At 74.0% G+C, this 16310-nt stretch carries 17 protein-coding genes; 8 read left to right on the top strand and 9 right to left on the bottom strand.

Annotated elements, in window-relative coordinates; translation table 11 throughout:
• Window positions 1-52: 52 nt before the first annotated feature.
• Window positions 53-472 (bottom strand): DUF7144 family membrane protein, encoded by a 420-nt coding sequence (locus ACQEVS_RS02355; RefSeq protein ID WP_433014429.1) that lies wholly within the window; start codon window positions 470-472, stop codon window positions 53-55.
• Window positions 473-719: 247 nt separating this feature from the next.
• On the opposite strand from ACQEVS_RS02355, the gene ACQEVS_RS02350 reads away from it, so the two are divergent.
• A complete protein-coding gene (locus tag ACQEVS_RS02350) occupies window positions 720-1661 on the top strand; it encodes an NAD-dependent epimerase/dehydratase family protein (protein WP_433014426.1) in 942 nt (313 codons plus the stop codon).
• Window positions 1662-1789: 128 nt separating this feature from the next.
• Here the strand turns inward: ACQEVS_RS02350 and ACQEVS_RS02345 are convergent, their stop codons facing one another.
• From ACQEVS_RS02345 to ACQEVS_RS02335, 3 genes are all read right to left on the bottom strand, one after another.
• Window positions 1790-2221: a cysteine/serine endopeptidase inhibitor gene (locus tag ACQEVS_RS02345; RefSeq protein ID WP_433014423.1), complete on the bottom strand. Its 432-nt coding sequence runs from the start codon at window positions 2219-2221 to the stop codon at window positions 1790-1792.
• 366 nt (window positions 2222-2587) lie between these two features.
• A complete protein-coding gene (locus ACQEVS_RS02340; protein ID WP_433014420.1) occupies window positions 2588-5083 on the bottom strand; it encodes a SpoIIE family protein phosphatase in 2496 nt (831 codons plus the stop codon).
• Window positions 5084-5130: 47 nt separating this feature from the next.
• Window positions 5131-6852 (bottom strand): acyltransferase domain-containing protein, encoded by a 1722-nt coding sequence (locus tag ACQEVS_RS02335; RefSeq protein WP_433014417.1) that lies wholly within the window; start codon window positions 6850-6852, stop codon window positions 5131-5133.
• Window positions 6853-6996: 144 nt separating this feature from the next.
• On the opposite strand from ACQEVS_RS02335, the gene ACQEVS_RS02330 reads away from it, so the two are divergent.
• Window positions 6997-7548, top strand: a complete 552-nt coding sequence (locus tag ACQEVS_RS02330; protein ID WP_433014414.1) for an AAA family ATPase — start codon at window positions 6997-6999, stop codon at window positions 7546-7548.
• Window positions 7549-7628: 80 nt separating this feature from the next.
• Here ACQEVS_RS02330 and ACQEVS_RS02325 read toward each other — a convergent pair whose 3' ends face one another.
• Window positions 7629-8174, bottom strand: coding sequence for a hypothetical protein (locus tag ACQEVS_RS02325; protein ID WP_433014411.1), 546 nt, complete (start codon window positions 8172-8174; stop codon window positions 7629-7631).
• Between ACQEVS_RS02325 and ACQEVS_RS02320 the strand changes: the two genes are divergently transcribed.
• The 3 genes from ACQEVS_RS02320 (at window position 8140) to ACQEVS_RS02310 (ending at window position 10497) form a co-directional block, all read left to right on the top strand.
• On the top strand, window positions 8140-8832 hold the full coding sequence (locus ACQEVS_RS02320) for an FAD-dependent monooxygenase (RefSeq protein WP_433014408.1): 693 nt from the start codon (window positions 8140-8142) through the stop codon (window positions 8830-8832). The genes ACQEVS_RS02325 and ACQEVS_RS02320 overlap by 35 nt on opposite strands.
• Before the next feature lie 27 nt (window positions 8833-8859).
• Window positions 8860-9507, top strand: coding sequence for a DUF4232 domain-containing protein (locus ACQEVS_RS02315; RefSeq protein ID WP_433014405.1), 648 nt, complete (start codon window positions 8860-8862; stop codon window positions 9505-9507).
• 387 nt (window positions 9508-9894) lie between these two features.
• Window positions 9895-10497, top strand: a complete 603-nt coding sequence (locus ACQEVS_RS02310) for a GTP-binding protein (RefSeq protein ID WP_433014402.1) — start codon at window positions 9895-9897, stop codon at window positions 10495-10497.
• Between the two features lie 51 nt (window positions 10498-10548).
• On the opposite strand, the gene ACQEVS_RS02305 is transcribed toward ACQEVS_RS02310, so the two are convergent.
• From ACQEVS_RS02305 to cynR, 3 genes are all read right to left on the bottom strand, one after another.
• Window positions 10549-11016 (bottom strand): hypothetical protein, encoded by a 468-nt coding sequence (locus ACQEVS_RS02305; protein WP_433014399.1) that lies wholly within the window; start codon window positions 11014-11016, stop codon window positions 10549-10551.
• Between the two features lie 63 nt (window positions 11017-11079).
• Window positions 11080-11757 (bottom strand): tRNA-dependent cyclodipeptide synthase, encoded by a 678-nt coding sequence (locus ACQEVS_RS02300; protein WP_433014396.1) that lies wholly within the window; start codon window positions 11755-11757, stop codon window positions 11080-11082.
• A 215-nt stretch (window positions 11758-11972) separates the two neighbouring features.
• Window positions 11973-12917, bottom strand: coding sequence for a transcriptional regulator CynR (gene cynR / locus ACQEVS_RS02295; RefSeq protein WP_433014393.1), 945 nt, complete (start codon window positions 12915-12917; stop codon window positions 11973-11975).
• A gap of 125 nt (window positions 12918-13042) precedes the next feature.
• On the opposite strand from cynR, the gene ACQEVS_RS02290 reads away from it, so the two are divergent.
• Together ACQEVS_RS02290 and cynS are read left to right on the top strand one after the other, a co-directional pair.
• Window positions 13043-13696, top strand: coding sequence for a carbonic anhydrase (locus ACQEVS_RS02290; protein ID WP_433014390.1), 654 nt, complete (start codon window positions 13043-13045; stop codon window positions 13694-13696).
• 203 nt (window positions 13697-13899) lie between these two features.
• Window positions 13900-14370: a cyanase gene (cynS, locus tag ACQEVS_RS02285; RefSeq protein WP_433014387.1), complete on the top strand. Its 471-nt coding sequence runs from the start codon at window positions 13900-13902 to the stop codon at window positions 14368-14370.
• A 53-nt stretch (window positions 14371-14423) separates the two neighbouring features.
• On the opposite strand, the gene ACQEVS_RS02280 is transcribed toward cynS, so the two are convergent.
• A complete protein-coding gene (locus ACQEVS_RS02280; protein ID WP_433014384.1) occupies window positions 14424-15482 on the bottom strand; it encodes a hypothetical protein in 1059 nt (352 codons plus the stop codon).
• A 73-nt stretch (window positions 15483-15555) separates the two neighbouring features.
• On the opposite strand from ACQEVS_RS02280, the gene ACQEVS_RS02275 reads away from it, so the two are divergent.
• A complete protein-coding gene (locus ACQEVS_RS02275; RefSeq protein WP_433014381.1) occupies window positions 15556-16188 on the top strand; it encodes a TetR/AcrR family transcriptional regulator in 633 nt (210 codons plus the stop codon).
• Window positions 16189-16310: the final 122 nt, after the last annotated feature.

The raw sequence follows: 16310 nt of genomic DNA, 5'->3' as shown, positions 1-16310 counted from the left end.
CCGACCGGCCGTCCGATGGGCGTCCGCCCGATGCGCGCCCGAGCGCCGGCGGTCAGTCGTGGCGGACGACGCACAGCGCCCAGATGACGAACGCGCACACCGCCATGACGACGACCGACCACAGCGGGAAGTACGGCAGGGACAGGAAGTTGGCGATCAGGATCAGCGCGGCGACCGCGATGCCCAGCACCCGCGCCCAGGCGGAGACCCGGAACAGGCCGACACCCACCATGATGGCCGCGATGCCGAGGAAGAGGTGGACCCACCCCCATCCGGCCACGTTGAACTTGTAGACGTAGTCGGGTGCGTTGACGAACACGGTGTCGTGGACGATCGCCGATACGCCCCTGAGCACGTTCAGGAACCCGTCGATCAACAGCATGACGGCGGCGAAGACCGTCAGCCCGGTGGCGACCGTCAAGGACCTCTCGCTGTAGTGATGAGGGGAGTGCGGCTGCGAGGAGTGCGACATGGTGCCTCTCCTTGTCCGGATGGCCTCCCGAAGCCGGCGGGCCCCGGGAGCCGGGGCAGAAGCGCGCGACCCGCCCGTCCGGGAACGCGTCCCGGCCGGGCCCGGAGGGCGCACGCGGCCCGCTCCCGGGGGCGACCGACGGAGACCGCTCGTCCCATCGTCACCACGCCGCGCCATTGATCGCACCTCGGCCCCCACGTCCCACTCCACCTGCGAGGACAGCGGCCGTTCGCGCTAGGGTGCGCCGATGAGTCTTTACATCGTCGTCGGATACGGGCCCGCCGGAGCGGCCACCGCCCGGCTGCTCGCCGGACAGGGCCACACGGTACGCGTCGTCACCAGGTCGGGCCGCGCCCCGGAGCCCGGCATCGAGCACGTCGCCGCGGACGCGACGGACGCGGCACGGCTGGCCGAGACCGCGCGCGGCGCCACCGCGATTTTCGGCTGCGCCGCGCCGCCCTACCACCGCTGGACGAAGGAGTGGCCGCCACTGGTCGCGGCCCTCGCCGAGGCGGCGGAGGCGACCGGGGCCGTCCTCGTCATGCTGGGCAACCTCTACGGCTACGGCCCGGTGGACGGGCCCCTCACCGAGGACCTGCCGCTCGCGGCGACGGGCCCCAAGGGGCGGGTGCGCGCCGCCGTGTGGGAACGGGTGCGGAGCCTGCACGAGCAGGGGCGCATCAGGGCGGTCGAGGTACGGGCCTCCGACTTCTTCGGGCCCGGCGTGACCGACGGCGGCCATCTGGCCGGGCGTTTCATGCCCCCGCTGCTGCGGGGCAAGGCGGTCACCGCCCTCGGCGACCCGGACGCCCCGCACAGCTGGAGCTACCTTCCCGACGTGGCCGCGGCCCTGGTGGAGGCCGCGGGCGAGGAACGGGCCTGGGGCCGCGCCTGGCACGTCCCCACGGAACCGCCCCTGTCCGTCCGGGAGATGGCGGACCGCCTCGCCGCCGCGGCCGGAACGGCACCGGTCACCGTCCGCGCCACGCCGCCGGCCGTCCTGGCCGTGGCGTCGCTGTTTTCCCCGCTGCTGCGCGAGCTGAAGGAGATCCGCTACCAGTTCGACCGCCCCTTCGTCGTCGACTCCAGCGCCTACCGGTCCGCCTTCGCGGTCCGTTCGACGCCCGTCGACGAGCAGGTCGAGGCCACGGTCGCGTGGTGGCGGGAGCGACCGGCCACCGGCGGGTGAATTACGGGAAGCGGCCTCGAAATGCGGCCGGGATTTCGTCGCGGAATCCGCGGCGGCGGGCTCCCCATTCCCGCGTGGGAAAGGGGAGCCCGCCGTAACTCGCGGTCGTCAGGGGACGTGAGACGGCGTCAGCGGACGAACTTCCAGGTGATTCCGTTGACCACACCCCGGTCCAGCGGCGCGAGCTTGCGGAAAGCCGTCTGGCTGAGGTCTATGTGCGTCCGGTCGCAGGACGGACACTTGTCCCGGACCGGGACCCGTATGGTCTTGCCGTTGTAGGAGACCTCCACCGAAACGCCTCTGCACAGCGGGTCGTTGTTGGGGTTCGGGGAGGTCCACCAGGCGGCGGGTATCGCGACCAGGTCCTGCGACGAGGCGTCGATCGGCGTTCCGCAGGCGCCGTAGCCCTTGTCGTTGTAGTAGGTCATCTTGCCGGTCATGTTCTGGCCGATCGGAATGTCGGCCGACGCGGGTCCCGCGGCGAGGGTGATACCCGTGGCGGCGGCGACCAGGGCGCAGGCGGCGAAACGAACTCGGCGGACTCGCCTGAATTCACGCATGGTGATGTCTCCTCCTGAGGCAGGGGAATACGACACGCGAAGCCGGAGTCGGAAATGCGTCCGTCGACTCGGCGTCCGGCTTCGGGACCCATGGATTTCACGGCCCCCGGTGTCCCCGCAACCCCCATCGGCCTCAGTTGTCCGGAACTGAGTGGTCCATGAACTCAGTTGGGCCGGAACACCGTCGGTCCGGCCGAAAACACACCGGAACGCCCGGGTGCGGCCAAACACCCGGGTACGGTGAAACGTCCGGGCACGCCGGGCGTCCGTGCGCCACGGGTGCCGGGAGGACAGGAGGGGACCGGTGAGGGAACGACGGGTACCGACCCGTCAGGTGCGGGCCCGCACGCCCGACGTCCGCAGGCGCTAGGCCCGCACGCCCTGCGCCGGCCGGGCTTGGGGCGCGGGCTCCGGAGGAAGATGGACGGACAACAGGCACACGTCGTCGCGCTGCTCGTCCGGGAGCAGCCGTGCGAGCAGCGTGTCGAGGGAGCCGTTGCCGCCGCGCGGCGACACGCTCCGTACGGCCTCGGTGAGCCGGTCGAGGCCGGCGTCGAGGTGCTCACCGGGGCGCTCGATCAGCCCGTCGGTGTACAGCAGCAGGTGGTCACCGGGCTCGATCCGGCAGCTGGCCTCCCCGTAGGAGGGCCGCAGGGTCGCGCCGAGCAGGACCCCCTCGGGCGGGGTCAGGTACTCCGCCTTGCCCTGTCGGACGAGCAGGGGCGGCGGATGGCCGGCCTGGGCCCAGGTCAGGCAGCGATCGGTGGGGTCGTAGCGGCCGAGGACCATGGTGGCCGTGGCGTGCCCGTCCGGGGTGTGCAGCAGCAGGGTGTTGAGCCGGTGCAGGGCGCCGGTCAGCGAGGAGCCGGTGAACACCATCCCCTTGGCCGTGAAGCGCAGTTGCGCCATGGTGGCCACCGCGTCGATGCCGTGCCCGGCCACGTCCCCGACGGCGAACAGGACGCAGCCGTCGGGCATCTCGACGGCGCTGTACCAGTCACCGCCCACGCTGAGGTCGCCGTGCGACGGCAGGTAGGCGACGTCGACGCGGAGGTCCGCGAGGTTCAGCGACTGGGTGGGCAGCGGCAGCAGCGCGTGCTGGAGCCGCGCCGCCACCAGGCGTTCCGTCTGCAGCACGTTGCGCTGGGCGAGCACCGCCTGCTGGGATTCCAGCAGCGCGAGTTCGGCGCACCGCCGGGCGGTGAGGTCCATGATGACGCCGTGCACCTCGACGGGCGTGCCGTCGGCGTCCGGCAGCGTCTCGGCGACGATCCGCAGGTGTTTGACGCCGGAGGCGGTCGCGAACCGGAACAGGTGGTCCATGGGCGTCCCGTCGTCCAGGAGCGTCTGGACGGCCCGGGCGAAGTCCGGCAGGTCCTCGGGCAGCAGGTGGCGCGGCAGCTCGTCGAGGCGCATCGGCCCCAGCGAGCGGTCGCGGCCCAGGATCTCGTACACCTGCGGCGACCAGGTGACCGCGTCGGTGACCAGGTTCCAGTCGGTCCAGCCGAGGTTGCCGAGCCGCTGGAGGTCGGCGAGCAGCTCCCGCTGCCGGGTCTCGGTGTCGTGGCCGGTCCAGCAGACGACGAGGGAGCCGCCCAGGCGCGCCACCCGCAGCGAGTAGACGGACTGCCGGCGGACGCCCCCGACGACCTCCTCGTAGGCGAACGGCTCGCTCTGGTACGGCTGCCCGGTCTCCAGGGCGCGGAGGTAGCCGTGCCAGGCGGAGGACCCGGCCATGGTCGGGTAGCACTCCAGGACGCGCAGGCCGACGAGTTGCCGTCCCCGCCGCCCGGCGACGTCGGTGGACTGCGGCGCGGCGGCGTCGATCCGGAAGTCCTCGACCTCCCCGGCCGCCGACCGCAGGGGCGTGAGCAGGGCCGCGGGGCCCATGAGCGCGTCGAAGACCGCCTGTACGGGTTCGACGAGGGCCGGGCCCGTCCGGGCGGCCGGTGCGTCACACATGCGCAGACTCCCCGCGCACAGCCGGGCGACCGCCCGGAGCAGTTCCCGGACGGCCGGGTCGAAGGGGGCCTCGACGGTCCGGAGGACGCCCAGGGCCGCGGTGACCGTACCGCCGGTGACGACGGGGAGCCAGGCCCGCGTCGGCCACCGGCGGCCCTGCGCGCCGATCAGGTGGTAGCGCCGCGCGTCCCGCTCGGGATCCTCCAGCCAGACGGGCTCGCCGCGGCGGACGACGTCCTGGGCGGCGATGCCGCTGACGGGCGGTACGGACCGCCACTGGGCGGCGAGGGCGGCCCCGGTGCCGGCGTGACCACCGAGCTCCAGCACGCCGTCCGGGGTGCTCAGGAAGATCATTACGGCGTCGGCGCACACCGGCGGCCCGGCCAGGTGGTCCAGCAGCGTCCCGGCGAGCTCGTGCAGGCCCGAGACGCGGGCCAGGGCCTCGCCGACGGCGCCCAGGACCTCCGCGTGCGTCCGGTCGCCGGTGGTCCGCGGCGGCGAGTGGCGGGTGTAGCGCGTGGGGTCGAACACCGAGCCGCCGCCCTCCGGGCCGGGGGACCCGTCGGGTGCGTCCGGCCCGTGCGGCCCGTGCGTTCCGGAAGGCTTGCGGGCGGCGGGGACGGCGCCGCCCTGCGGCATGTCGCCCAGGACGATCCAGCACTCCTCTATCAGCGTCCGGCCGGCGGTGCGCGCACGCCGCGTCAGGCGCTCGTAGGCCGCCGGCGCGGAGCAGTCGGAGCGCGCCATCAGCACACCCTTCGCGCGTTCCAGCACGGCCGTGGTGGACGCCAGGTGCTCCAGCCGCTCGTTCTCCGCCCGTAGCTTGGCCACCACCTTCGCCAGTGCGGCGACGTCGGGTTCGACGCCGGACTTCTCGTCCTGGACAGACTCGCTCGTCACGTCCCGAGCATGGCACAGACGGCCGCCGCCCGGCCCGTTTCCGCACATCAGGGCGGGCGATCGGCCGGACGTTCGGGTGGTGCTCCGTATTCCTCCCTTCCGTTCATGCTCTCAGGAACCACGGTGTCGCGGAAGGGAGTTCGCGGCCCGGCGGCCGGTGCCCGCGGGGAGGCGGAGAGGCCGCCCGGGGTCGGCGGAACCGGGTGAACACCGCTCGCCGCTTCGCTACCGTGGAGGGGGCGAACCGCTACAAGGCCCGCAAGACGGCCACTTCGCCCTTCCGGGACGCCTCCACACCATTGCCTTCGCTCCGGGCGCCGTCCACGGCGGTCCGCGAGCCCGTCCGGCGCGCCGGGAACATTTTTCCGGGACACGCCGGGAGAGGACACGAAACGGTGAACGGATCCATGCGGGACAAGGTCGTCCTCGTCACCGGCGCGGCCCGCGGCCAGGGCCGTGCGCACGTCGTGCGGCTGGCCGGCAAGGGCGGACACCGCCTGTGTGAACCGCACGGGCCGGCGGAGGTTGCGGGCCCAGTAGTCCGGGGTGCCGGGGCCGGAGGGTCCCGGTCCGCCGCCTGACGGCTCCGGGGCGGCACCGGACGGTCCCGGTCCGGAGCCGGTGGCCGTGCCCGGCGCGGTGCCGGCCACCGATCGCGGTCCGGCACCGGCGGCCGCCTGCGGTCCGGCCTCGGCGGCCGACCACGGGCAGGTGTCGGTGGCCGACCATGGGCCGGTATCGGTGGCCGACCATGGGCCGGTATCGGTGGTCGGCTCCGGGCCGGCGCCGGCGGCCGGTTCCCCGACCGCGTCGACGGTCGAGACCCAGGGCACGCGCGGCGCGGCCGGGGCCAGACCGGCCAGTTCCGCGCGGAGTTCGGCCAGGACCCCGTCGACGTACGGGCTGTGCGACGCCGCGTCGATCCGGATCGCCCTGCACCGCACCCCCTCCGCCCCCAGGGCGGCGACCAGCGCCCCCACCGCGTCGGCCGCCCCGGTGACCACCGTCTCGCGGGGCGCGCTGTGGGCGGCGACGACCACCGTCCCCGGCGTCCGCGCGCAGTGCCGTGCGACGGTGTGCCGGTCCAGGCCGATCGTGGCCATCGCCCCGCCGACTCCGGTCTGACGGGCCCGGGCGAGCAGCCGGGAACGGGTGGCGACGACCCGGGCCGCCTCCGGGAGGGTGAGGACGCCCGCGACATGCGCGGCGGCGACCTCGCCGAGGCTGTGCCCCACCACGGCGTCCGGCCGCAGTCCCAGCGACAGCAGCCAGCGCGCGGTCGCCACTTGAAGCGCGAAGATGAGCGGCTGCACCGTGCCGGGTCCGTCGGCCTCCGCGCCGGGCGGACGCGCGAGCGGCCCGGTGACGCCGCCGGGCAGCAGCCCGTCGAGCTCGGCCAACACCCCTGCCGCCACGGGTGACCAGCCCGGCAGGGCGCGGCCCATGCCCGCCCACTGGCTGCCGTGGCCGCCGAAGCACCAGACGGCGCGGCCCGCCGCGCCGTCGGCCCGGCCCGCCGTCCAACGCGGGCTCGGCAGGTTGTCGGCGAAGCAGGACAGCCCGTCGACCAGCCCCGGCACATCCGCCGCGGAGACCGCCAGGCGTTCCGGTCCGGGGCGGCCGGGAAAGGCCGGTACTTCATCGGGCCGAAAACCGTTGGCCAACAATTCCGCCGCCCTTTTCGCCTCTCGCGTCAACTCCGTGCGCGTGGCGGCGGAAAACACCAGCAGCCACGGTGGCGGAGGCGGCAGCACACTGTCGAATGTCATAAGCCCCTCGTATTCCGCCGCATCGGATCGGGTGGCGTGCCGGTGCTTGCTACGATCGCCGGACCGGCCGGTCGGCGCCGCGCGAACCACTGCTCGATTCTTCGACGCGAAAAGCGACACCTTCGACAAAGGAGTAGAGGAAGAATGCCGGAGAACTCCTTCCAGGGTCTGGTCGTCGATACCGAACCCGCGTCCGACGCCTATCTCGTCATCGGCATTCCCGGGTCCGGGAAAAGCTCGGTGTCCGCCGCCCTCGCCCGCCGCTTCCCCCTCGGCGCGCACATCGAGGGCGACCACATCCAGGAACTCATCGTCTCCGGCGGGCACCTGCCCTCCCCGGAGGAGGACTTGGAGGCCGATCGCCAGCTGCTGCTGCGCGCCCGCAACGCCTCGGTGCTCGCCCGCAGTTTCCACGCCGCCGGGGTCGTCCCCGTCGTCGACGACGTGGTCGTCCGGCGCGCGCACCTCGACTACTACCTGGAGCAGCTGAAGGGCCTGCCGCTGCACCTCATCGTCCTCGCGCCCACGGCGGACGTCGTCGCCCGGCGGGTCGCCGAGCGGGACAAGGTGCTGGCCGACGACTGGTCGTTCCTCGACGAGGCGATGCGCTCCGAACTCGACGGCCAGGGGACGTGGTTCGACAGCTCGGAGATGACACTCGGCGAGACCGTCGACGCGATTTTCGCCAAGGGCTGAACCTCCGTTCCGCGGACCGGCGCCGGAGCTCTCCGCGAGGCCCGGCGCCTTCCCGCCGCGCGTCCCCTCGACGGACCGCCTCATCCGCCGTCGACGCGGCGGACCGCGGTCAGCCAGGTGAGCATCAGGTGGGCGCTCCGGTGCAGGAACGCCCGCGCGTCCTGCGTCCAGGCCGGGCCCCGCGCCTGCTCGGCGAACTCCCGCAGGCCGTGCGCCAGCGAGGCGTAGGCCTCCCGGTAGTCGCTCCCTTCGAGATGGAACTCCCGTAGCCACTCCAGGAGTTCGTCCATGAAGCGGATCGCGGGCAGCTCGGCGGCGAGGTCGGCGAAGAGGTCGTGGGCGTTGCGCTCGTGGTGGACCAGTGGGCCGCCGAAGCGGACGGCGTGCCCCAGGTGCTTGGCGCACGCGGCGACGAAGTACCCGCTGAAGATGTCCCCGAAGCGTTCCAGGGGCGCCCCGCCGACGGGCTGTCCCATCCGCAGGAAGTAGTAGGCGGGCAGCGCGTCCCGGTGCACCGCCGTGTCCTGCGAGTTGACGGGGCACCAGGTGTCCGTCGCCAGGACCGCGGCCGGCCCCCGGCAGCCGGTCACTGTGGGCCGGACGGCGAGCCGGGTCACCGCGTCCACGTCCGGATCGCCCAGCCACAGGCCCGCGTTCGGCGTCCTCGTCCAGGCGCCGCCCAGCGTCGACGAACTCGTCCACACCCACTCCGCGCGCGGCTTCGCGCTCGTCAGCCGGCGCACGGAGTCCGTCCAGCGTCTCTACTTCCAGTGCGACCCGGACGAGGACCCCGCCGACTGGCCCGACGACAGGATCTGGACGGAACTCCAGGCACGGGTGCGGGGCGCCGACGGATTCGCCCTCGCCGAGGGCCCCGTGCTCGACCGCTCGGTCCTGCGGTTCCGCAGCTTCGTCTGCGAACCCCCGCGGTACGGCAACCTGCTGCTCGCCGGCGACGCGGCGCACACCGTACCGCCCACCGGCGCCAAGGGCCTCAACCTCGCCCTCACCGACGCCCGCCTCCTCGCCGAGACGGTGCAACGCGCCGTCACGACCCGTGACTTCGGGCACCTCGACGCCTACGGGCCCCGAGCCCTGCGCCGCACCTGGCGGGCCCAGCACTTCTCGTACTGGATGACGCACCTGCTGCACCGCCTCCCCGGCGCCACCGCCTTCGACGAACGCCGCCAACTCGGCGAGCTCGCCGCCCTGGTGGGCTCCACAGCCGCGTCGACCCACCTCGCGGAGGGGTACACGGGCCGGTGGGCCGCCGACGGGCCGTGACCCGGCGCGCCGTGAGAGGATCGGCCGATGAACCGGACGTCGCGCAACCACTTCCTGGCCGCGCTGCTGATCGCCTGTTCGGCCGTCCCGGTCGCGTGCGCGCGGCCCGCCCCCGCGCCCACCGTGCGGGACCAGGCCGGAGGCCGGCCGGGCCCGGCGGCCGAGCCCCTGCCGACGAACGCCGTCCCCTACGGCGGGACGCCGAGCGCCCCCGCCGGACCGGGGCCCTCCGCCCCTCCGTGCCCGCGCGAGGGCCTGCGGGTCACGGCCGAACCCGTCGAAGGCGCCATGGGACTGCGCAGCATGGGCATACGGCTGGACAACTGCGGCACCGTGCCCCGCACCGTCGAAGGCCACCCCGGTCTGCGCGTGCTGGGCGAGAAGGGGGAGCCGTTGGACGTCACCGTGCACGACGACCTCACGGCCGTCGCCCGCTCCGGAGCGCCGAACACTCCGGCCCGACCGGTGACCCTGCGCCCCGGCGCGGCGGCGGTGGCCGCAGTCCTGTGGCGCAACACGTACGACGACACCCGCCGTCCCCCGCTGCTCGGCCGGCGCCTGGAGGTGACCCCGGCCCCCGGCGTCCGCGCCCAGACGATCGAACCGGAGGGCGGAGTGGACCTCGGCAGCACGGGGCGGCTGGCGGTGGACTCCTGGCAGCCGGTACGGCGCTGACGCCTTCGCACGCGGGGTGCGCGGCTGGTCAAGGCGACGCCGGCCCACGTGCGGGAAGTGACGCCTTCGCAGGCGGGGTGCGCGGACACCGAACGTGCGCATGAGCGCCGAACGGCAGTGCCGCGGCGGGCGGAGAACCGACATCGCAACCCGAGCGGACGGGCGGCCAAACCCCGCTGCCCCAGGGCCGGTTGGCCGCCCCTCGGCCCGCCGCGGGCCGGCGCCCCGGACCCGGCGCGTACCACCGTCCGTCACCGGACGCCTCCGCTCCGTCCGCGACCTCCCGCACTCCGCACGCCCCGCATCGGCGAGGGCGCCCGGGGCACCTGCGCGGTACGGGCACCGAAGGGCGGGCCCGGAAGGACCGGGAGGAAGGAGGCCGGGACCATGGCCGGGGAACGCGGACGACCACGTCAGAGGAAGCACAGGACCATCGGGACGATCGGGCATCGTGGGCACGGCAAGACCACGCTGGCCGTCGCGGCGGGGAAGGCGGCGGCGAAGGCGTACCGGCAGGACGCCGGCGCCGTCGAGCGGATCGTGGAGGCCGCGGGCAGCACCCGCGCCGCGCTCGCCCCATACAGCACCCACAGCGCCTACGCCACACCCGGGTGCCACTACACCCACTTCGACACGGAGGCCCGCCACGTCGGCGACCTGCTCGGCCACGCGCCGCTGGACGGGGTCGTGCTCGTGGTCTCGGCGCTCGGCGCCGTGCCCCCGCAGGCGCGTGAGCACCTGCGGCTCGCCCGCGGGGCCGGAGTGCGCCGGCTCGCGGTCTACCTCAACAAGTGCGACGCGCTCGCCGACCCCGAGGCGGCCGGCGAAGCGGAGGAAGCGGTCCGCGCGCTCCTCCGCGAACAGGGGCTCGACGGCGAGCGGGTGCCCATCGTCCGCGGATCCGCCCTGCAGGCCCTGGCCGGCGACCTGTTCTGGGAGGCGTCCGTCATCGAACTGATGAAGACCATGGACGCCCGCATGCACGTCTGACGCGCCGGCCGGGGGACATCTCCGCTGACGTCCCTCTCGACGAGGCCGGCCTCAACGGACCAGCGGCGCGGCCGTGCCGACGAACTCCTCTATGGCCTGCCTCGCCCGGGCGTCGAGGGCGTCCCGCCCGCTCTGGTCACGGGCGGTGGAGATCTCCCACGTGCTCGCGTAGGCCCGCCCGGCGGCGGCGTTCACCTCGGGGTCGTCGGTGAGGAGCCGGACCCGGTAGAGCGCCTGCCGGGCCACCGTACGACGGCGGTGGGCCTCGTTCCGCGCCGCGACGTACTCCTCGGTGCCCGGGGCGTCCCGGCCGCTGTACCAGCGGTCCGCCTGGCCGTGGCGGTAGTCCTCCATCGCCTCGGCGAACGCGCTGTACGTCGTCAGGCGCTCGCGCCGGAGCGCCTCCGACCGGGCGAACGACTCGCCGCGCTCCGACACGCGGCGCTGGAGGACATGGGTGATCACGGAGCCGAGCAGCGTTCCCACGACCGCGACGGCACTCGTCCAGATGGCTTCCATGGGGTGAGCTGATCACGTCAGGGGCCGGTGTGGCCATGGGGGCGGCCCCTGTGCCGCGTGGGCCTACTCCCGTACCCGCAGGCCGATGTACCCCAGGTTGGGGAAGGCGCGGAAGGCGGAGCCCTCGGTGAAGAAGTACGTGGCCTGGGGCGCCGGCCGGCTGTAGGCGACGACCGCCTCGGGCACGCCGAGGATCGCGGCGGCGTTGATGGTGAACGGCAGAGCCTTCTCGCTGTGCACGAGCCCGGCCTCGATCTGCTCCTCGGTGGGTTCCCAGCCCTCGGGCATGCGTGCCTTGAGGGCCTGCCGGGTGCCCTCCCGGTACAGCGGGCGGTATTCCGGGTGCCGGGTCGCCTGCCGGACGTAGGCGTGGGCGCGGCGGTACTCGGGGTGGCCGGCCCAGTCCTCGAACTCGCTGACACCGATGGCCGGGCTCCCCGCGGCCGCCCGGGCCCGGCGGATGCGTGAGGCCATCTGCCGGACGTCCGCCCGGGCCTTCTTGTGGGCCTCGGCGTGCGAGCGCCCCTGACCGAGATAGGTGGCCGCGGTCATCCGGAGGTCGGAGACCACCACGTCGACACCCTTCATCTCGGATGCCGCCCACCGCAGCAGCGTGGTCAGCCGGGATACGGAGAAGTAGGGGTTGCCGGGGCTGACCAGCAGCGCGATGTGCTCGCGCCGGGCGAGGACGCGGGCGCAGCCGGGGCTGCACGGTTCGACGTCGACCGGAGCGCGGTCCACCGCGCCACCTCCCTGTCCTGCCGCTCCCGCTTCCCTGGTCCGGGACGCTTCGCCTTGAGGCCGCTCAACCACCTCTGCCCGCGAAGACGTGCCACGCCAACCGGGCGGCGCGCGATATGACACCCACGGCTGATGTCCCGCCCGGCCCCCGTTTGCCCGCGGCTCCGCTCGGGCAGGATGGCCGGTCGGGCCGCACGCCGGAACTCAGCCGCCGCTCACTCGTCACCACCCTGCGCGGGGGCGGGCGCGTGGCCTTGCGCGGGCGCGTGGCCGGCGGCGCGGACGTGGTCGTGCGCGAGGCAGGTGAACGCGTGCGCGGCGGCGCTGTGGTACGCGGCCTCCCGGCGCAGCAGGGCGACCGTGCGGGAGGGGAGCGGCGGCCGGACGGCGACCGGGGTCAGACGGGGATCGTCCTCCGCGATGGCGTCCGGGAGCACGGTGGCCAGCCCGGTGCGCCGGACGATCTCGGTGAGCGCCTGGAGGGAGTTGGCCTCGACCACGATGCGCGGGCTCACCCGGTGCCGGGCGAAGTAGGCGTCGACATGCCCGCGCGTCGTGAAGTCGCGGCTGAGGAGCGCCAGTTCGACGCGGGCGAGGTCGTGCGGGGAGAGGGGAGCGGCGGCGGCCGGCCCGTCGGCGCGCGGGCCGGTGACGAGGCTCAGCGTCTCGGTGAAGAGCGGGGCCGCCGCGACGCCCGGCTGGTGCGGCCCGTCGAAGGCGATGCCCAGGTCGAGTTCGTCGGCGAGCAGGGCGGCCTCCAGCTCGTCCTGGGCCATCTCCCGGAAGGTGAGGGTGATTCCCGGGTGACGGGTGCGGAGTTCGGCGGTGAGCGGGCCGATGAGGTACGCGGTGAACGTCGGGGTCGCCGCCAGGCGCAGCCGGCCCTCGGACAGGTCCCGGACGTCCCGTACGGCCCGTTCGGCGGCGGCGAGATCGCGCAGCGCGCGCCGGGCGTGCCGGACGTAGACCTCCCCGGCGTCGGTCAGCCGGACGGCGCGGCCCGTGCGGTCCAGCAGCTGGGCACCCACCGTCCGCTCCAGCTGCTTGACCTGCTGCGAGAGGGTCGGCTGGGAGATGTGCAGGTCTTCGGCGGCACGGGTGAAGTTGCGGTGCTCGGCCACCGCGAGCAGATAGCGCAGGTGGCGCAGTTCCAGGGCCATGAGGCCAACCATAGATGACATCAATAGGACGCATGGGCAGCAGCTCTTGGACGCTATGGGTGCTGGTCGTGCAGGGTGAGGGACGTCAGCCCACCCCGAGGCTGACCCCATCGAAGGGAGCGATCATGCACGACCTCACCCGGGGCGTCGCCCGTTTCCGACGCGACGTCTTCCCGGCCAAGGCGCGCCTCTTCGCCCGGCTGGCCGGCCGGCACGCGCCGGAAGTCCTGTTCATCGGCTGCTCCGACGCCCGGGTCCCACCCGAGCTGATCACCCAGGGCGAGCCGGGTGACCTCTTCGTCGTCCGGACCGCGGGCAACATCGTCCCGGCGTACGCCCCCGGCGCGGACGGCGTGGCGGCGAGCATCGAGTACGCGGTCGGCGTGCTCGGCGTGACCGAGGTCGTCGTCTGCGGACACTCCTACTGCGGGGCGATGACCGCGCTGGCGGAGGACCGTGACCTGAGCGGCACCCCGGCCGTCGCGGACTGGCTGCGCCACGCGGACGCCGCCCGGGCGCGCGTCGCCACCGGGGCGCCCGAGGAGGCCGTGGACGCGTCGGCCGTGCGGGCGCCGGCCGTCGACGCGCTGGTGCGCGCCAACGTCCACGCGCAGCTGGCGAACCTGACCACCCACCCGTGCGTCGCCGGGGCGCTGTCCCGGGGCGCGCTCACCCTGCGCGGCTGGGTCTTCGACATCGCGACGGGCACCATCGACGAGCTGCCCGCGAACGGCCCCGTCGCCGTCCCCGCCCCCTCACCCGCCGCGCTGCCGGCCTGAGCGTCCGGACCGCGCGCCCCCGCTTCCCGCGCGGACGCGGATCCGGCGGATCCGTACGCGGTGAAGCAGATGCGGGACGGAGCCCGTGCACGACCGAACCTGTACGCGGCGGAACCCGCACACGACGGAACCCGCCCCCACCCAAGCCCTCCCCACCCATGCCCCCGCACCCGCGGACCGGCACCCCACGAAAGGGACCACCCATGCCGCACGCCCAGCTCGACCCCACCGCCCGTCTGCAGCTCGCCGAAACCGCTGTGGCGGCCAAGATCCGCCGCGATCTGACCTGGCAGCAGATAGCCGACGCGGCCGGTCTCTCCGTCGCCTTCGTCACCGCCGCCGTCCTCGGCCAGCACGCGCTGCCGGAGGAGTCCGCACGGTCCGTCGCCGAGCTGCTGGGGCTGGACGAGGACGCGGTGACGCTGCTCCGGACCATCCCCACCCGGGGCTCCCTCGGCACCGGCGTCCCGACCGACCCGACCATCTACCGCTTCCACGAGATGCTCCAGGTCTACGGCACGACCCTCAAGGCCCTGATCCACGAGCAGTTCGGCGACGGCATCATCAGCGCGATCAACTTCCGGCTCGACGTGCGGAAGGTGGCCGACCCGGAGGGCGGGGAGCGCGCGGTCATCACGCTCGACGGCAAGTACCTGCCCACGAAGCCCTTCTGACCCAGGGGCCCTTCCGGCTCCCCGGAACCCCTCCGGCCACCGGCGCCTCGCGCTCACCCGCGGCGCGAGGCGCTCGCCTCCCGCTCGGCCATGGCCCTGTACCGCGCGGCGAGCGCGTGGAACGCCGCCTTCGGCTCCCAGGGCAGGTCGGGACGGGAGCGGCCGGCGGCGGGGAAACCGCCGTCCTCGGCGAGGACCTTGACGATGGCGTAGGAGGCCAGGTCGAGGTCCTGGCCGGTGGCCGGGTCATGGCGGTGGGGGAAGGAGTAGCCGGCGAAACTGAACCAGAACAGGGTGTCGACGCCCTCCTCCTCGAAGACGGGCAGGAGCTCGTCGAGGTAGCGGACCTGCTCTTCCTCGTCGCGCACGAGCTGCGGCCTGAGGGTGACGCCGTCCGGCTCCATGGCCACGTACCAGCCGGCGCCGCCGAGGTCGCCGGCCCCCCGGAAGGTGCAGCACCCCACTTCCAGGACCGCCACCGGCTTGCCGTGGGCGCGGCCCTCGCGGAGCTCCTCCCGGTAGGTGGCGGCGTTGCGGAGGCTCCGGAAGTGGTTGAGGCCGACGATGTCGAACGGCGTCCAGTCCACGCCGTCCAGAGGGTTCGACGCGTAGCCGAGCGGGCCGCCGAAGACCGGCCGGACGGCCCCCACGACCTGGTGGAGGAAGCCGTTGACCTTGTCCGGCATGCCCGCGAGGGCGGCTTCCCGGCCGGGTCCGGCCAGGACGGGTATGCGGTCGTTCAGGGTGTCGCCCGGCAGGTAGCCGCGGGCGAACACGCTCAGCTCGCAGCCGGTGATCAGCCGGACGCCGGCACCGTCCCGCCGCAGCCGCTCGGCGCGCTCCGCGCAGTCCACGAGGAACGGCAGCATCTCCTCGTCCGTCATCTCGCAGGGGAACGGCGAGTACCAGACCTCCAGTCCGGCCGCGGCGGCGTGCCGCGCGGCGATGTCGATCCGGTCCGGATCGCCGCCGGTGACGCGGACGGCCGTGCAATGGAGTTCGTCCGCGATGACCCGCATCTCGCGCTCGACGACGCGGGGGTCGAAGACGGGGCGGGAGCTGTCGCCGTTCGGGAACGTGCCGGTGTCGTAGTGGATGCCTTTGCCGCGCATGCCGCACTCTCCGATAAGAGTCACTGTGTATCTTACGGGTCCGGTTAAGGTACAGCATGTGTCCAAAGAGTCCATGAGGCAGACGTCGCCGGAACCCGCCGCGCGCAGGCGCCGCCGGGGAGCCGAACTGGAGGCGGCCCTGCTGGAGGCCGCCTGGGACGAGCTCACCGCCGTCGGCTACGAGGAGTTGACGTACGAGGCGGTGGCCGCCCGCGCCGGCACCAGCCGCCCGGTCCTCTACCGCCGGTGGCCGACGAAGCGGGAGCTCGTCCTCGCCGCGCTGGGGCACCGGGCCCCGCCCCTGCCGGACGGTCCGCCCGACACCGGCGCACTGCGCGGCGACGTCCTCGCCCTGCTGCGCCTCGTCGTCCGGCGCATGGCGGAACTGGCCCCCGTCCGGCAGGTCCTCGCCGCGGAACAGGGGCGGAACACGGACCTCGCCGCGTACCTGGCCGGCCGCAACCGCGGTCCGGGTGGCGACTGGATGCGCACGGTCCTCGACCGCGCCGCCCGACGCGGCGAGATCGACCCGGCGGTCCCGCTCCCCGACCGGCTGGTCACGCTGCCGGTGGCGCTGACCGTCCACGACCTCTTCCTGGCCCACCGCACGCCGGACGAGGCCGACTTGGAGGAGATCGTGGACGTGCTGTTCCTTCCGTTGCTCCCGCGCGGGGGCGGTGGAAGCGGGAGCGGTGGAGGGGGATGAGGCGTGGCCGCCGTCAGCGGTTCGGGGGCGTGACGAAGACGGGGGCGGCCCGTCGGCCCACCCCGCGGCCAAGCCGATTGCGGAGTGTTCGATGGCGGCCGTACACTCCGGGTGTTCGTTTC

Source organism: Streptomyces sp. CA-181903 (assembly GCF_050937075.1).
Lineage (GTDB): Bacteria > Actinomycetota > Actinomycetes > Streptomycetales > Streptomycetaceae > Streptomyces.
Note: the sequence above shows the minus strand (reverse complement) of the source record. Positions and strands in the feature narration are given on the sequence as shown.

Excerpts from the sequence above, each read along its gene's own strand:
- ACQEVS_RS02355 (WP_433014429.1), bottom strand. The coding sequence starts at position 472 with ATGTCGCACTCCTCGCAGCCGCACTCCCCTCATCACTACAGCGAGAGG.
- ACQEVS_RS02350 (WP_433014426.1), top strand. The coding sequence starts at position 720 with ATGAGTCTTTACATCGTCGTCGGATACGGGCCCGCCGGAGCGGCCACC.
- ACQEVS_RS02345 (WP_433014423.1), bottom strand. The coding sequence starts at position 2,221 with ATGCGTGAATTCAGGCGAGTCCGCCGAGTTCGTTTCGCCGCCTGCGCC.
- ACQEVS_RS02335 (WP_433014417.1), bottom strand. The coding sequence starts at position 6,852 with ATGACATTCGACAGTGTGCTGCCGCCTCCGCCACCGTGGCTGCTGGTG.
- ACQEVS_RS02330 (WP_433014414.1), top strand. The coding sequence starts at position 6,997 with ATGCCGGAGAACTCCTTCCAGGGTCTGGTCGTCGATACCGAACCCGCG.
- ACQEVS_RS02315 (WP_433014405.1), top strand. The coding sequence starts at position 8,860 with ATGAACCGGACGTCGCGCAACCACTTCCTGGCCGCGCTGCTGATCGCC.
- ACQEVS_RS02310 (WP_433014402.1), top strand. The coding sequence starts at position 9,895 with ATGGCCGGGGAACGCGGACGACCACGTCAGAGGAAGCACAGGACCATC.
- ACQEVS_RS02305 (WP_433014399.1), bottom strand. The coding sequence starts at position 11,016 with ATGGAAGCCATCTGGACGAGTGCCGTCGCGGTCGTGGGAACGCTGCTC.
- cynR (WP_433014393.1), bottom strand. The coding sequence starts at position 12,917 with ATGGCCCTGGAACTGCGCCACCTGCGCTATCTGCTCGCGGTGGCCGAG.
- ACQEVS_RS02290 (WP_433014390.1), top strand. The coding sequence starts at position 13,043 with ATGCACGACCTCACCCGGGGCGTCGCCCGTTTCCGACGCGACGTCTTC.
- cynS (WP_433014387.1), top strand. The coding sequence starts at position 13,900 with ATGCCGCACGCCCAGCTCGACCCCACCGCCCGTCTGCAGCTCGCCGAA.
- ACQEVS_RS02280 (WP_433014384.1), bottom strand. The coding sequence starts at position 15,482 with ATGCGCGGCAAAGGCATCCACTACGACACCGGCACGTTCCCGAACGGC.
- ACQEVS_RS02275 (WP_433014381.1), top strand. The coding sequence starts at position 15,556 with ATGAGGCAGACGTCGCCGGAACCCGCCGCGCGCAGGCGCCGCCGGGGA.